The sequence below is a fragment of the Gordonia sp. YY1 genome (assembly GCF_009872315.1).
In the GTDB taxonomy this organism is placed as follows: Bacteria; Actinomycetota; Actinomycetes; order Mycobacteriales; family Mycobacteriaceae; genus Gordonia; species Gordonia amicalis.
In genome coordinates, this window is sequence record NZ_WXYI01000004.1 from 120,769 (window position 1) to 135,697 (window position 14,929).

12 protein-coding genes and 2 pseudogenes are annotated in these 14,929 nt (G+C 64.7%); 5 read left to right on the plus strand and 9 right to left on the minus strand.

The features are described 5' to 3' along the window. Positions 1-33: 33 nt before the first annotated feature. Entirely contained in the window at positions 34-1,272 is a 1,239-nt protein-coding gene (locus tag BPODLACK_RS07640; RefSeq protein WP_024497976.1) for an ABC transporter substrate-binding protein, read from the minus strand. A 489-nt stretch (positions 1,273-1,761) separates the two neighbouring features. Here BPODLACK_RS07640 and BPODLACK_RS07645 point away from each other — a divergent pair, with 489 nt between their 5' ends. Beyond that, positions 1,762-2,367 (plus strand): TetR/AcrR family transcriptional regulator, encoded by a 606-nt coding sequence (locus BPODLACK_RS07645; protein ID WP_024497977.1) that lies wholly within the window; start codon positions 1,762-1,764, stop codon positions 2,365-2,367. Positions 2,368-2,370: 3 nt separating this feature from the next. Here the strand turns inward: BPODLACK_RS07645 and BPODLACK_RS07650 are convergent, their stop codons facing one another. Together BPODLACK_RS07650 and BPODLACK_RS07655 are read right to left on the minus strand one after the other, a co-directional pair. Further along, positions 2,371-2,658 carry a hypothetical protein gene (locus BPODLACK_RS07650; RefSeq protein WP_159405020.1) on the minus strand — a complete coding sequence of 96 codons (288 nt, stop codon included), beginning with the start codon at positions 2,656-2,658 and terminating at the stop codon, positions 2,371-2,373. A 32-nt stretch (positions 2,659-2,690) separates the two neighbouring features. Continuing rightward, on the minus strand, positions 2,691-3,188 hold the full coding sequence (locus tag BPODLACK_RS07655) for a nuclear transport factor 2 family protein (protein WP_159405021.1): 498 nt from the start codon (positions 3,186-3,188) through the stop codon (positions 2,691-2,693). Between the two features lie 118 nt (positions 3,189-3,306). On the opposite strand from BPODLACK_RS07655, the gene BPODLACK_RS07660 reads away from it, so the two are divergent. After that, positions 3,307-4,101 carry an SDR family NAD(P)-dependent oxidoreductase gene (locus BPODLACK_RS07660; protein WP_159405022.1) on the plus strand — a complete coding sequence of 265 codons (795 nt, stop codon included), beginning with the start codon at positions 3,307-3,309 and terminating at the stop codon, positions 4,099-4,101. A gap of 197 nt (positions 4,102-4,298) precedes the next feature. On the opposite strand, the gene BPODLACK_RS07665 is transcribed toward BPODLACK_RS07660, so the two are convergent. Beyond that, positions 4,299-4,742: an Imm63 family immunity protein gene (locus tag BPODLACK_RS07665; protein ID WP_159405023.1), complete on the minus strand. Its 444-nt coding sequence runs from the start codon at positions 4,740-4,742 to the stop codon at positions 4,299-4,301. Between the two features lie 658 nt (positions 4,743-5,400). Between BPODLACK_RS07665 and BPODLACK_RS07670 the strand changes: the two are divergent. Further along, positions 5,401-5,637: pseudogene (locus BPODLACK_RS07670) on the plus strand (integrase core domain-containing protein); the annotation flags it as partial. Between the two features lie 139 nt (positions 5,638-5,776). Here the strand turns inward: BPODLACK_RS07670 and BPODLACK_RS07675 are convergent. Both BPODLACK_RS07675 and BPODLACK_RS23500 read right to left on the minus strand, forming a co-directional pair. Beyond that, positions 5,777-6,409, minus strand: a complete 633-nt coding sequence (locus BPODLACK_RS07675; RefSeq protein ID WP_024497985.1) for a hypothetical protein — start codon at positions 6,407-6,409, stop codon at positions 5,777-5,779. Next, positions 6,399-10,481: an RHS repeat-associated core domain-containing protein gene (locus BPODLACK_RS23500; RefSeq protein WP_236577627.1), complete on the minus strand. Its 4,083-nt coding sequence runs from the start codon at positions 10,479-10,481 to the stop codon at positions 6,399-6,401. Before BPODLACK_RS23500 ends, BPODLACK_RS07675 begins: the two co-directional genes overlap by 11 nt. A 1,371-nt stretch (positions 10,482-11,852) precedes the next feature. Here BPODLACK_RS23500 and BPODLACK_RS23505 point away from each other — a divergent pair. After that, positions 11,853-12,071: a hypothetical protein gene (locus BPODLACK_RS23505; RefSeq protein ID WP_236577628.1), complete on the plus strand. Its 219-nt coding sequence runs from the start codon at positions 11,853-11,855 to the stop codon at positions 12,069-12,071. Between the two features lie 60 nt (positions 12,072-12,131). On the opposite strand, the pseudogene BPODLACK_RS23825 reads toward BPODLACK_RS23505, so the two are convergent. The 3 genes and pseudogenes from BPODLACK_RS23825 to BPODLACK_RS07690 form a co-directional block, all read right to left on the minus strand. After that, positions 12,132-12,797: pseudogene (locus BPODLACK_RS23825) on the minus strand (WXG100 family type VII secretion target); the annotation flags it as partial. Between the two features lie 10 nt (positions 12,798-12,807). Further along, positions 12,808-13,464 carry a hypothetical protein gene (locus BPODLACK_RS07685; protein WP_159405025.1) on the minus strand — a complete coding sequence of 219 codons (657 nt, stop codon included), beginning with the start codon at positions 13,462-13,464 and terminating at the stop codon, positions 12,808-12,810. After that, the gene (locus BPODLACK_RS07690) at positions 13,461-13,856 is read right to left on the minus strand and encodes an SseB family protein (protein ID WP_024497988.1); all 396 of its coding nucleotides are present in this window, start codon (positions 13,854-13,856) and stop codon (positions 13,461-13,463) included. The genes BPODLACK_RS07685 and BPODLACK_RS07690 overlap by 4 nt, the downstream gene beginning before the upstream one ends. 382 nt (positions 13,857-14,238) lie before the next feature. Here BPODLACK_RS07690 and BPODLACK_RS07695 point away from each other — a divergent pair, with 382 nt between their 5' ends. Further along, on the plus strand, positions 14,239-14,892 hold the full coding sequence (locus BPODLACK_RS07695) for a M23 family metallopeptidase (RefSeq protein WP_159405026.1): 654 nt from the start codon (positions 14,239-14,241) through the stop codon (positions 14,890-14,892). Positions 14,893-14,929: the final 37 nt, after the last annotated feature.

Below are 14,929 nucleotides of genomic sequence, written 5' to 3' on the forward strand. Positions count from 1 at the left end.
CCGCGCCGGGACGCGGCCCCGATCTGTTCGGAATCAGTTGGTGTTGGTGGCGACGGTGTTCTCGAGTTTGGCGTCGGCGGTCACGTCGCTGACCAGGATCGCCTTGCTGCACAGCGACGTCAGCGGCGGGAAGGCCTTGCCGTCACAGGTGAAGGTGATTCCCGGAGCAGCCGGCAGCGGTACGTCCTTGGCCCCGGCCAGCGCCTTCTTGAACGTCTGCGCGTCGACGGTTCCGTCGAGGCCGTTGAGCTCCCCGAGCGCGGCGACGACCTGGTAGCCGATGTAGGCCAGGCCGGCCGGATCGGTGTCCGGGGCGTACTGCGCCATGACGCTGCGGTACTGGGTGACGCTCGGGTCGTCGGAGCTGAGGTTCACCGTGGTGAACGCCTTGGAGCCGGACACGGCCTCGTTGCCGACGGCGTCGAGGACGGGCTTGTCGAGGCAACTGGCGATCAGGTACTTCTTGGCGTCCGGTGCGACGGTCTGCAGCGTCTTGAGCACCGAGATGCACTGGCGGGTGTCACCGAGGATGCTCACCGCGTCGGGGTTGTCGGCGAGGCCGGCGGTGATCTGCGGGGTCAGGTCCGCGGCACCGGTCGGGATCGTGACGACGTTGAGGGCCACGCCCGCGCGCTGGAACATCGGGTCACCGAGTGCCTTGACCGACGCGGCCGCGTCGCCGGAGTCGCCGATGATGAGGCTGACCTTCTTGAGGCCGTCCTTTGCGGCGGTGGCGGCCTGGCCGGCGAGCACCGCGACGATGCCGCCGGAGAGCATGAACGACCCGGGCGTCGCCATCTCGGCCTGTGAGACCGGAGCCTGTGCGACGTAGGGGATTCCGGCGCCGGCGACGATCGGCAGCATTACCGCACCCTGCGCGCCGAGCGGTGACACGACGACCGAGACCTTTTCCTCGACCATCTGGTTGGCGCACTTGGTCGCCGAGGCCGGCTCCTCCTGCTGCTTGCACACCACGAGGTCGATCTTGTGCCCGCCGATGCCGCCGCCGTTGTTGTTCAGGTATTCGACGGCCGCTTCACCTCCCTCGCGCACCATCGGCGTCGTCACCGCACCGCCCTCGGGCGTGATGAATCCGATCTTGATCGGGTCGCCGGTCGCCGCGTTGCTGGGTAGCGAGCTGGTCTCTCCGGCGCTCGAGCTGTCCGAACTGTCGTCGGCGCATGCCGTGAGTGTGCCGAGAGTCAGGACGCTCGCGCAGCCGAGGACGGCGGTCGTGCGTACGACGCGTTTGAGTGCAACTGGTGATTTCAACTGCGATCCCTTCGATAGGAGATGACGCCGCGCGCGGGGTGCTGCGGAAGCCGTGATCGGTGGTCGGCGTCGTGGTGACTGTAGACCCGACCGTGTCGGATATGCGGATGTTCGGGAAAAATTCGGGTGGCTAATTGTGCTGGGCTGCAACTGGATTGGAAGTCAGAACAACAGGCGGCGCAACGACTCCACGACCGTTGCCGGCTCGGGCGCCGACCCTCCAGCGCTTGGCGATGGCCCCTCCCCGCCGGGGCCGACAGACCCGCATGAGCTCTCACCACCCCTCGTTGAACCGCGTCTCGTTGTTCCCGCCGGCTGAGTAGCGCCGAACGAACGCAGCGAGTACGTCGCGTATCGAAGCCCGTGTCCTACGTCACAGTGGACTTAGAGGCAAAACTTAGACGACCATCCAGAAATCGGTGGGCGAATGCAAGAATTGGTCGGCACGGGCACGGAGTGGTGGCTCGTCGACCGGATGGAGGCACACAGATGACCGAGGCTGCGCCCGTCGGACGTCGTGAGAAGAACAAACAGCAGACGCGCGACCGACTGCTGACCGCGGCTCGCGACCTCCTCGCCACCCGCGGCACGGATGCGACGGTCGAGGAGATCGCGGAGCGTGCCGAGGTCTCCCGCGCGACCTTCTTCAACTACTTCCCCAGCAAGGATGATCTCGTCACTGCGTTGTACGCCGAGCTGATGAGCGTCTTCGGGCGCGTCGTCGACTCGATGCTGCGACGACCGGTCAGTACCCACGATCGCGTGGTCGGCGTGTTCATCGACTTCGCGCAGTCATCGCTTTCCGATCCCGACTACATGCGTGTGGTGACCGGAGAGATCGAGCGTCTGGCGACGGCGTCGGAGGGCCTTGGCGAGCGCAGCCATCTGTTCACCGCTCAAGTGCGGCGTCTGATCGAGCCGGGCCTGGAACAAGGCGACGTGCGCACCGACCATCCGGTCGAGTTCCTCGCCCAGATGGTGGCGGCGATCTACCTGTCGACGATGCGATACTGGCGGATCGATCCCGACCTGGACATCACCGAAACATTCGAGCGCGCAGGACGATACGCGGCCGAGTCGATCGTTCCTCGCTGAGCGTCACGCGTCCTTCGGTCGCGGCACCTCGTTCTCCCAGCGAGCACGACGCTCATCGTCGGTCTGCTCCCACCAGGGAGTACCTCGCTCCCCCAACGCGACTTTCGCCGCCTGGACGCCGGCGCGCGACTCGGGCGCACCCTGTGTCCGTTTCACGTCCCGTCGCCACGCCATGAGGATCGACTGCAGTTCGGATCGGCGCTCGTCCGGTATGAGCGGGTCGGTGGCACGCCACTTGCGGCCGTTGATCACGACGTGATGGCCGTCGGGGGTGTGCTCGGGATCGGACATGGGTTCCACGTTGCCACGTGACGAGTGGTAGGTCAGCCCTGGAAGGTTCCCGCGTGCACTGTGGCGTCGTCACCGAGCGGTCGCCGCAGGGACCAGCGTTCGGTGAGCGTGCTGGCCGATATTCTCCACTCGCCGTCCTCGACGATGTACTCGTCGTCGTACTCCCCTGTCATCACGGTCTCGGTGCGGTCAAGCAGGTTCACCTGACGGAACTTCAGGGTCCAGCGGCCCGTCGCCGTGGTGTCTGAGGTCAGCGTGATGTCGGGATGGAAGCCGTGATGCATGTCGAAGATGACGTACCGACCGTCGACCTGGTGCAGCGCGACCTGCTCGAAGATCCTCGCCATCGGCTCCGCGTCGTCGAAGGTGCCGAGCTGGCCGTAGTCGATGCGTGCACCGCGAGCGATGAAGCAGGATCGAAAGCCGTTGACGTCCTTCGCATCACACGCCCGCCAGTAGCGGTGCTTGAGCTGCTTGATGGCCTCGATGTACGCGAGTTCATCGAGACGACGAGTGGCGTCGGTGTCCATGGGGCCACCATAAGTGCTCGGCGTTCAGGCTCTGGCGACTTCTGCAACAACATCACCGGACGTGGGCGGGTCGAGACATGCCACGCCTGGGCCGAGGGACGCACAGTAGAGTCCCGGCATGCCCACCACAGCAGTTGTCACCGGCGCCGGTCGCGGTATCGGCCTTGCTTTTGCCCGTCGTCTCGCAGAGGAGGGACATCGGGTGATCCTGACCGACGTCGACGGCGCAGCGGCAGAAAGTGCCGCAGCCGGCATCGGTAGCGGCGCAGTCGGCCTGCAGCAGGACGTGCGAGACATCTCGTCGCATCGCCGGATAGCCGAGGAAGCTGCTGCACTCGGGCAGTTGAGAGTCTGGGTGAACAATGCCGGCGTTCTCTATGCGGGAGAGGCGTGGGAGCACTCCGACGACGAGATCGCGACCATCCTCGACGTGAATGTGCGTGGCGTGATGGCGGGATCGGCTGCCGCGATTACGCAAATGCGCCACACCGGTGGCGGGGTCATCCTCAACGTCGCATCTCTATCGGCGCTTGCTCCGGTGCCGGGGTTGGCGTTGTACGCCGCCACCAAGGCAGCAGTGCTGTCTTATACGACCTCGTTGGAGGGCGATCTGCGGCACGCGGGTCTGCCCATCCGGGTTCGCGCGCTGTGCCCGGATGTCGTGAACACGCAGATGGTGACCTCACACGCGAAAGACCTGGGTGCCGCGATGCTCTTTGCCGGGCCCCGACCGCTCGACGAGGCGGCGGTCGTTCGCGCCGGTATGGAACTCATGAACAGCCGCCAGATCTTCCGAGTACTGCCGCGGTGGCGTGGGGTCCTCAGCCGGGCCGGAGATCTCGCGCCCAGCGTCGGTCTCGGGCTGATCGGTGTGATGCGCAAGGTCGGGAACCGCCGTCAAGCTCGCACGTGACGTTCCCCGTGGGACCGACGGGGCTTTATCAGCGGGTGTGACTCTGCGCCGGCCAGTCGGCAAATAGAGACGACCGCGTCATCCTGGCCACAGCAGATCCAGCGATGCTCCGACTCCCGCGGTAGCGGGCACGGCTTCCCGAGATACGCACTAAATCGATACATCGCCCTTGCAGAGTGTTAGGCATGCCGAGACGTTCAGTCGAACGGGTACGTCTTCAAGATCTCACTGATTTCAAGATCGGTGTGCCTGCCCCACTCGGGAGACAGAGAGTGCATCAGTCGGCTCCACCGCGGGAACCATAGTCTCCGAGCGTCATTGACGCTTTCATAGTCCGGATGTCGCAGCGCAGCGCTTTGAGCATGGCTGCTGGCGACATCGCTCATAACGCCGAGCACGACTTCGTCGATTCGGTCGGAGACGATCAGAGCCGCAGGTTCGCCCCTTTCTCTGATCTCAAAGCGATATCTGCCGTCCGGGTCAACGCTCAAGAACCCGCCAGGACTGTCCGGAAACTCGCCAGGAAGCTCTGCTCGACGGACTTTCTCGCCAGCGACCTGCTCGAAGTGTCGAACGGCTTCGTTTAGTCGTAGCTTCAAGCCATCAAGCCGGGACTGAGGGTCCCCATCGGTATCCGTCATCGAACAACCTCTCCCGACGATGGTCGGCTTCTTCGTGCCCAAACGCATTGAACGCTTGAGTAACTGCATTTTCGATCGGCGACGAACGGTCCCCGCTCCGAACCGGATATGTCAGTCACGTGGGCACGTGGGGGACCCACTCAATCGGAGAGTGGTGTACCCGTCATCGTCGGCCCACGACGACGGCGCTATGACTACCCCTCTGATCAGTGCGACGCGCAAGATCGGCAGTCGTCGCCGAGCCTGCAGGTGATCCTCTCGCGGGATCAGCAGGGCTCGGTCAGCGGGTACTCGTCGCAAACGGACACCATAAACTTCAAGTGGAGAAACGACGCCTAGCTCTGAAGCGCTCGTAGCCTCGCTCCCCTTTCTGTCCTGATTCGGTCCGTCCTGTCTGTATTCGGTACGACAAAAAATCGCACCCACGCTTCGCGGTATAAGCGATGGGCGGAGGTGGTCGCGAATTCGAGGCCGGTGCCCCAAATGGTCAAGGTGAAGAGGTCGTCATCCAACTCAACCAACGTCGGTCGAATTGTGAAGGCCCAGCCGTACCCGAGGTCGGCATGGATCTGATCGAGGCCAACTTTGTTCACCGAATCGAGTTGCAGGTAGGAGTCGATCGTCCCCTTCGGGGCATCTCGGTGGGGATCTCCTACATCCCGCCGGCACGCCGTGGAACAACGGGTTCATCGAGTCGTTCAACAACCGGCTCCGCGACGAGTGCCTGAACCGCAACTGCTGGCCCACCCTGCTGGAAGCCCGCGTGGTGATCAGCGATTTCAAAGACGACCACAACCACCGGCACCGCCACTCGGCGCTGTGCTACCAGACGCCGGCCGAGTACAGTGCCCGATGCACCCACCAGCATCACCCCGTGGGCTGCGAGATCGACTGACCGACAGCTAGAAGGAACTGGCTCTAGAACTGCCTGGACCGGCTATCGGGGACCTGCCACATCGACTACCGGGGTCAGATCCAACCGTCAATCGGGAAGAGCCAGATTACCGGTGTTCGGCTTCTTCTTCGAACTGCAGTTAATTCTTCTGAATAACATCTTTCATCGCGCTTACTGTGTCGTAGTCGCCGAAAAACTGAAACCCGTGGTCTCGATCGTCAAATGCACCATATGAACGTATAACCAGCTCGCCCTTTTCGATGAGTCTCACCGACTCAAACAGGAGCTTCTCGCGGCCAACGGGTTCGTGGCCAAACGCTCCTACGGCCCTGCTTGGTGTGTCGCGACGACGGACGACACCGATTGCATTCCCATGAGAAACCGCTCCGAAGTACGCCACCGTGAGGGGTACGTCAGCATAACCGAGCGCTTGAGTCGTGCCATCGTCATAGTCGTGTAGTAATGAGACTCGTTGTATCCCCGTGTCCGCTAATAGTTCCGGAAACTGAGACCAAGGCCCGCTACGCTCAAGCCGCAGCCGAGCCAGACGATTCGGGATCACGTCGTGGACGGTGAACACTCGTAGCTGCCACTTCCACTCTGGGTTGTCGCCCATCCGGTCCACGATCATCTCGGCGATCTCTTCATGACCTCGCGCTTCGTGAATACTGCGGCGCTTGACATTGATGTCCAGGACGAATAAATCAGCACGTTCTAGTGGCGTGAAGTTTCTCCACGTGCTCGCATCCTCAATTTCGATCTCAATAGTCATAGTGTTCGCCATCTGGGGTATTGAAATGTGGGCCCCGATTCTGGCGGGGATCATCTGCGAAGACGTGTCCGCCAGCATCGTCACGGATTTCGATTGTCCGACCGTTCACTCTAAACCTATACCTGTAACCGGGCTGCCTATTTTCCCGTCTATCGAGGTTCTCGAGCACCTCATACGGATGCTGTGACACCGGGATTCCCCAATCTCGCTTGGCCTGACGGAACGCGCCACGACGTCCTGCACCTTCCGGAGATCTATCCGGAGGTCGGTTGGGTTGCGCGTCATCGGCGCTATGGACGTCGCGACCTCGGCGCCTCCTACTCGAGTCGTCGCAAGAGCCGGTCGGCGCCAATCCGAGAGGGTCGGCCCAGATCGTTGGGTTACGCGGATAGGCATAAGGGTTCGGCGCCGGCGCCAGCCCGAGTGGGTCCGGACTGAGGTACAGACCGGTGCTCGGGTGATAATAGCGGTGACGGTTGTAGTGCAGTCCGGTCTCGGTGTCCAAGTACTGACCGGGGTACGACCAGGGTGTTGATGCTCCGGTCCATGCGGTCTTGCCATACAGAGTCCTGACCGATCGGCCGGCGACTTCGCCTGTGTTCGGTTCGATCAGCGCGGTCGGTGCGGCGATCTGGTCGGTCACGATCGCGAAGAACTCCCGGTCGACTTCTGACTGCGACCACTGCAGCGCCGGTTGCGTAGCGGGAGTCCTGCCGCCGAGATTCAGACTGAGATCGCCGTCCTGCCCACTTGTGCCACCGGGCCCTGGCCCATCCTCGATCGGGCTGATCGGCTCGGATGTGGAAGTCTGCGCCAGCGGGACGAAGGCGGCCGGCGAATAACTCCACGTGGTCGCCTGCAACTCCTGCTCGGGACCAGGCGCGATGTCGATCTGCTCGACGAGATGCTCGCCGTGCCAGTGAAAGCGTGTGGTTGCGCCGGTCGACTGGTTCGTCTTCGACAGTCGTCGTCCCACGTGGTCGTAGGTGTAGGACCACGCCGTGCCATCCGGGGTGGTCACCGACCGCAGGTGATCGTGGGCATCCCAGACGTAGTGCCAGACATCCGGTTTGCGTGACAGCCGCCGACGACTCATCGAGATAACCCGACCGGCGGCGTCGTAGCGGTAGGAGGTGCGGCCGTCGTCGACGAGGAGGGTGCCGGAGTAGCGGCGGCGGCCCTTCGAGGCTCGGCTGGCGCCTCGCACCTCAGGGAGCAAGGGGTCGCTGGCGCCTCGCACCTCAGGGAGCGATGGGTCGCTGGCGCCTCGCACCTCGGGGTCGTGGTTACTCTCACCCGTGGATGCGTACTCGGTGATGTTGCCGGTCGCGTCGTACGAGAACTGCTCCGACCCCGCAGGACTCGTCGCGGCGACCACCCGCCCGAGCACGTCGACCCGGTAGTCGGTACGACCAGCGGTCAGTGTCGACGTCAAACTGGTGAGGATGCCGTCAGAACGGTAGCTGTACTCGGCAGCTGCGACAGTCCGATCGGGGCGCTTCTCCCCCGCGCTCGCTCCACCGACCCCGAGATTCAAGCCCGACGGGCGCTCCGCCACAGCCATGACGGTCCGCCCGATAAGGCGGCCCACCGGATCCCACGTCGAGTCGATGGCCGAGCCCTCGAAGCGCCGACGCCGCTCACGACCTGTCGGACTCGTAGTGATGTCGCAGGAGCGTCCCGCGCTGGACAGGAAGTCGAGAACCCCGCGCGGGTCGTAGCCGTACCGGGTGTTGACACCTGTCGGTGACGTGAGCGAGGCCAGGCGTCCTGCACCAGTCCAGGCAGACTCGATGACCCAATCGCTCTGCGCGTCCTCAACACCGGTGAGCTGCGGCAGCCCAGCAGCGGTGTAACTCGTATGCCAGCGCCCAAAGACACCGGCCGCGCTCTCGAGTCGACCAGCGGCATCGAAGCTGTATTCCGTTGTCTCGCCGTCGAGGTCGGGATTGACCGGATCGGCGGTGAGGTCACTGATCAGGCGACCGACTGCGTCGTAGGTGAACGACACCGTCTGCCCCGCGGCGTTCGTGCGTGACTCCAGTCGACCCTCATCGTCGTAGATATACGTCGTTGTCGCGTTGTTGAAGTCCGTCTCCGACGCCAGGGACCCGTCTGCGTTGTAGGTGTAGGTCCACACCAGGTCGTCGGGGTTGGTGACCGCGACCAGGCGACGTGTGGCGTCGTAGCTGAACTCGGTGCGAGACCCGTCGGCGTCGATCCGTGCGACCGGCAGGTCGTAATGCCCGTACTCCCAACGGGTCACCGCGCCGACGGGATCGGTGTATGCGACGCAGTTGCCCTCGCCGTCGTACTGCCATCGAGACTGACCGCCATCCGGCGCCGTGACACTCGTTCGGTTACCCATCGCGTCGTAGGTGACGACGGTCCGTGCGCCTTCGGCATCGACGACCTCGGTCGGACGCCCGAAGCCGTCGCAACTGACGTGCGTGGTGTGGCCGAGAGTGTCCGAGATCGCGGCCGGAAGCCCGGCAGCGTTGTTGCGATAACGTACGACAACGCCGTCAGGGTCGGTGCGCGACGTCAGCGCGCCGTGCTCGTCATACGTGTAGCTGGTGACCGCACCGGCGTTGTCGACGACGCTTGTCGGTAAGCCGTTGTCGTCGTAGGCGATCCGCGTCGTGATCCCGCCGGGTTCGACGATCCGCTCCGGACAGTCGGGTCCGGCATACGCGATCTCGGTGACCTTGCCGTCCGGGGCCGTGATCGACTCCACGTCACCGATACCGTTGTAGCGCAGAATGGTCCGCGCGCCACCCGGACTGGTGATCGACAGCGGCTGACGGTTGGCGTTGTAGTCGGTGTAGGTTATCCGTCCGGCCGCGTCGGCTTCCTGACGCACGCGTCCGTCGGTGTCGATGCCGTATACGGTGGTCGCGCCGACGGCGTCGCGGTAGGTCGTGTACGAGCCGAGGCCATCTGGGCGGAGGTGGTACTCGAATCGGCCCGACCACACACCGTTCATGCCGGACTGGATCGTCACGCGTCCGAGGTCGTCGTAGCGGTTCCAGTACTCCATGCCCAGCGAGTCACGCCACCAGGTCATGCGCGCGGCGTCGTCGTAGCCGAAATACGTTGTGCCACCGACTGCGTTGGTAACCGCCGCGAGATTGCCCTGGTGATAGTCGAAGGTGCACAACTGCTGGTCGACCGGGACACCGTCCACGCCTGCGGTCAGCCGGTAGCCGAGGATGCGGGCGCCGTCGCACTGCACCTCGATCCGGTAGCCGGCCGAATGTTCCACTGCCGACGGTCGGCCGCGCTCGTCGAAGACGAACTCGATCCGATTGTGGTGGCGGTCGGTCATCGCCGAGACCGCGATGTCCCCGGCGCGCACATCGACCCCGTTGAGTTCGGGGATCGGGACGAAGAACCAGCTCAGACGGTCGCGAATGTGAGTGACCCGATAACCGCCCGTTGGGGTCGTCCGTAGCTCCCAATCGGTCGCGTTGACACTCCGCGACACCGAATCACCTTCGGGATTGGGGAAATTCGTCAAAGTGCCGTCGGCGTCGACGATCGTGACGAGTTCGTCGCCGACGAGGGCCCGCGCGTCGAAGGTCGACGGTGTCGTCGGACCCATCCAGCGGCCCCATCTATACCGCGAACGGTGCCGATGCGTCAGGCGCAGCGGCAGCACACCTGGTAGCTCGACGTCGGTCAGCGGCAGGAAGTACTCCCCCGTCGCGACGTTGACCGGTTCGCCGTCGCTGCGGCATTGCGTCGGCGCCTCGTTGCCCTCGCTGGTATCGGCACGATCGGGAGCACCTTCGTCGGTGCGCCCGGGGTTCGCCGGGTCGTGGGGCTCACGGGTGTCGTGGTCGATCTCGGGCTTATCCGAGTCGGGACCATTCGACTGGTCGGGGTGTCGCGGCGATGAGGGCGAATCCGGCGTCGTGTCGCGGTGATTCGGTGTGGGCGAACGATCAGGTGGGATCGGACGGTCCGGGAACGCAGCCGGCGGAATCGGCCGGTCGTCCGGCATGATCCGCGTGTTGGTGGGACTCCCGGCGTCGCGGTCGGGAGTGTGCCGGCCAGTCGGTTCCGGCACGTTGTGAGCGTTCGACGGAGTCGGCCGAGCGCCATCGCGTGCAGGGGTGGCGTTGTCCGGGGTGGTCCGCGCCGGTGTGGTGCGGTCGGGTGTGTGATCGGGGGCCCGTGGAGGTGCGGCAGGCGTGTCGGCTCTGGCGGCAGCACCAGGACTGACCGGTGCGCTGGTGGGCTTCGGCTGGCCTGCGTCCGGCACGGCGTGTGAAGGAGCGTGCGGCCCCGACACCGGGTGCGGTCCAGAGACAGGTACGACCGGCGTCCCGTTCGGTGACTGACCATCTGAGGGAGTCCTCGTCGGGGCGTCGGGTCCGTTGTGTGACCCGACAGGTGACTCGGGATGGACCGTCGGTGTCGGCCGCGCGTTGGGCCCGGGTGTGTCCGCATCCGGACGAACAGGGTGCGGTCCAGGCGACGCGTTGTCGTCGACGGGTTTGGACGGATAGGGACCTGAAGGTTCGTCGGTGCGCACGACCGGTTGCCCTGTGCCGTCGCCATCCGAATTGGTCAGGGCGTGGTCAACATTGGTCGGTGTGACGTCGCTTTCGCGGGCAGCTGCGTCGTCGTGATGCCCTACGTTCTGTCCGCCGGCGTCACCGTCGTTCTTGGTTGACGGCGAATCGCCACCGGGACTGTGTTCGACGGCGGGTGTGGTCGTTTCTCCGCGATCAGGACCTGGCGGGTCGTCCTCACCTGATCCCCTACCGCCCGGTGTGGTGTCCCCCGCGTCCGGTGTGGACGCGTCCGGTGCGTCTGTTCGCGTCGCCGAAGGGGCTGCCGGTGTGGATGTAGGAGCTGGGTCACCTGAGTGTGGCGAGGTCGGTGATGGACTGTCGAAGGTACCGCCACCGACGGGTTGATCGGGCGTGGCGGAATCGGAACGTGGTGTGGGCGAGTGCGGTGGCCCCGCTGCGGGTGTGGGTTCGGGTGGACCCGGTGGCGGGGCAGCATGATCTGGCACGGGCGCCGTGGACGTCGATTCGGAATGGGTTGGCGTTGCAGGAGTGGGACCGGGGTCGGGCTCTCGTGGAAGCGGTCTCTCGTGAGTGGATAGATCGGGTCCGTGATGGGGAGGCAGGTCTCGGGACGGGGTGGCTCCGGGTGTGGGCGCCGAGCCGTCGGGAGATGCCGAGTGGGGCGCAGACGGGGTGGGAGGCGTCGGGGCGGTGGGCGCCGGCGCATCGGGAGCTGTTCCGGCGTGCGGCCTGGGGGACGGTGTCGGTACGTCGGGCGCCGCTTTGGTGAGCTTGAGAAGTGACAGACCTTTGGGTCCCGGAGCGGCAGTCGCCGCCACATTTCCGAGCAGGGTGCCGAAGCTGCTCGCCGGATCGGTAGACCATCCGCCACCAACAAAGTTTCGGACAGCGGCGTCGGGGTGGGCGATCTGGCTGGTGATGCCAATGATCAGCCCGGCGGAGTTGCGTACGTACTGATGCGGTCTGGCGACGTTGTACGGATTCTGCGGGGCGAGCATCCACAGCGACTTGAACATCTCGGTCCCCGCGCCGACGAGTCCGAACTCGAAATGATTGAACGCCGTGACGGCGCCGGTTCCGACGTCTTTGGCCTCCATCTGAGCCTGTTCGAAGGCTGAGGGCATGGGCGGTGCCAGGTTCGCGGCGGCGCTGAGTTCGGACTTCGTGCCTGGTGCAGCCGAATTCCGGTGATCACGACCAACTTTCAGGACTCGTCGTGCCTCGCTTTCATACCCTGGCCAGGGGTTCGGTCCGGGATGGACGGGCGGGGTGTCGCGGCGGTCGTTCCGATAGTCGTCGAGTTCGGCGTTGTAGGTTTCGGCCTTGGCTTTCCATTCGTCGCGTAGACGTTCGCCCTCCTCCCATATTCGGATGGCATCGCGTGCCTTCTGCTGGGCGAACTCGACGACGCCTGTCCATTTCGTCAGAGCTGCAGCGGCATTCGACGCGGCCTCGGCGGCGGCGAACCACCGCGGAACCTGCTGGCCCATGGCGTCGTGGAATCCGTCAGCGCCGGCACCGACCCAGTTGCCAGCCGAGATTCCGCGGAGTCCTTCGCCGGCCTTCGTGAAGTTGCCTGCGAATCCCTCGAATGTGCCAGCGGCTGCGGTGATGGCGCCGGGATCCCCGAGGATGAGTTCTTTCGGGTCGTTCGTCCTTCCCAGTTCTTTCTCGTCGGGCATGGCGCCCATAGAATTCGCGATGTCATCTCCGAAGTCCTCGACTTCGATCGCGATCTTCTCGAGCCCTACTGCACGGAGACCCTTGCCGACGAGATCGGTGGCACCGTCGACGAGTCCGCCGACGAATTCCCTTCCGCCCTCGATGATGCCGAATGGATCCATTCAGGCGACCTCAGTCATGCGGTGTCCCAGCTGAATCTGGCGCTCGAACCGTACGTTCGTCGCCCGGGGGCTCGCCGGCCGTAAAACCATCTCTCTCGAATCCATCCATGGTGTCTTCGATCAGGGTTCGCGGGTCCATCTGGTGACGCTTGATGGTCGCGAGGTCATTCAAGAAACTCTCGCGGTTCTCCTCGGCGAAGTCGAGGTGACGCTGTTTCTCGGCGTCGCTCAGCGACCATTCCGGATTCGTCAGCACGTTGCGGTTGTGATCCCACAGGTCGCCCCACGACATCTTCTTGATGTCCTCGGCAGTCAGGCTCGGGTCACCGGCGATGTCCATCACCATGTCTTTGAACTGACCTTCGGCCCACTTCTCCTCGCGCTCATAGTGACTCGCCCCGAGTCCGAGTCCGCGCGACAGTTCGGCCGCGCCTGTGACGAGCGCCCGAACCCCCCATTCCCAGCGATCGCAGTATTCCTCGAGTCCGGCTTTGGGATCGGCGTGACCGATCGACTTGCCGTCGAGGTCGAGATCCCCGTATCCCCGGCCGAGCGCTGCGGTGTACCCGGCCGCGGCGCCGGTGTCTCCGAGACCGTCGATCACGCCGTTGATTCCCTCGCCGGCCTTCTTGATGTCGTCCGGATCGACAGTCAGCTTCTCAGTCATCGGATGATCTCGCCCTCGTCGTCGTAGTAACAGTGCGGGGTGAAGTCCTTCAGCGGAGGGAAAGTCATCTGCGTGGGTGTCATCGGGTCGACGACGAGGCCCGTCGGTTCCGGGGCTTTGTCGAGCACCTCGTCGATGAGTGCCTGGCCCTGGACGTCGATGTAGGTGACCTCGGCGGGGTCGCGGTCGGTCAGGTCGGCGAAGTCGCGCAGACGCTGGGGCGTCGTGAACGCGAGCATCCAGGGCAGCCCGCCCTGGACCAGGGTGAAGAATCGTCCGTGGACGTCGAGCGGCACCGACAGGTGCGCCTCGCGCAGGGCGTCGTAGAGCCTCGGCGGATCGCCGAACCCGGACAGGTAGGCGCGCACCTCACCCGCATACGTGACAGTCATCGAATCCCCCGACCTTCATCCCCGTGCCGGATGATGCTAGATCACCCGGCCCAGGTCCTCGCGGCGGCTGTCCACAGCATCGGTTCCACCGCGTCGTCGCGGCCGCCGCCCGACCGTCGAGATCGCGTCCCGTGTTCTTGCGACCCGGTCACCGCACCCATCGCCCAGCGACGTGGAGAAGCGACCTGCACAAACGCCATCTCGACGACGCCCGAAAGGCGACCGGGCCCACGTTGACCTCGGCAATCAGTCGCTCAGAAGTGAGCTCGCCCACCTTGAGCCCGCTTTCTAAGGAGCAGCTCAGGTCCGTGTGGGTAACCTCGCCGTGTCCTGCCCGATACCAAATCGTTACCGAGACGGAAAAGCTGTGCCTCTACACCCCATGAACGCTCATCACTCGACGCAGACCCGCACCCGCAAGGCGGTGCGAGCCGGTGCGCTCGTCGCCTTTGTCGGCGCGATCGGCCTCACCGTTGGCAACGCCGCACAGGCTGCAGCCCAGCCCGCGCCTCAGCCGGCGAAGATCGCGCTGCCGGAGAGCGTGAAGATGCCGGCCGGACTGGTCCTGCCGCCCGAGCTCGACAAGTTCGCTCGCGACATCCTGCCGCCGTCGGTATTCACTCCCGCCGTGCCCGGCCACCCGGGCATCCGCAAGGCCGTCAAGCCTGTCAGCGGCACCGTGACGTCGGGTTATGGCCCGCGTTGGGGCACCAATCACAACGGAGTCGACATCGCCAACAAAGTCGGTACCCCCATTTACGCCGTGACCGACGGAGTCGTCCTCGAGTCCGGCCCGGCCTCCGGCTTCGGGCAGTGGGTCCGCGTGAAGCAGGACGACGGCACCACCGGCGTCTTCGGCCACGTTGATCAGAGCTTCGTCCGCCCCGGTCAGCACGTCACTGCCGGCCAGAAGATCGCCACCGTCGGTAACCGCGGCCAGTCCACCGGCCCCCACCTGCATTACGAGGTCTGGGATGCCAACGGCAAGAAGATCAACCCGCAGGTGTGGCTGAACCAGCGCGGCGTCCACCCGTGACGAACGCTCCTGCCTGAGAGCATCGCTCGCGCCAAGC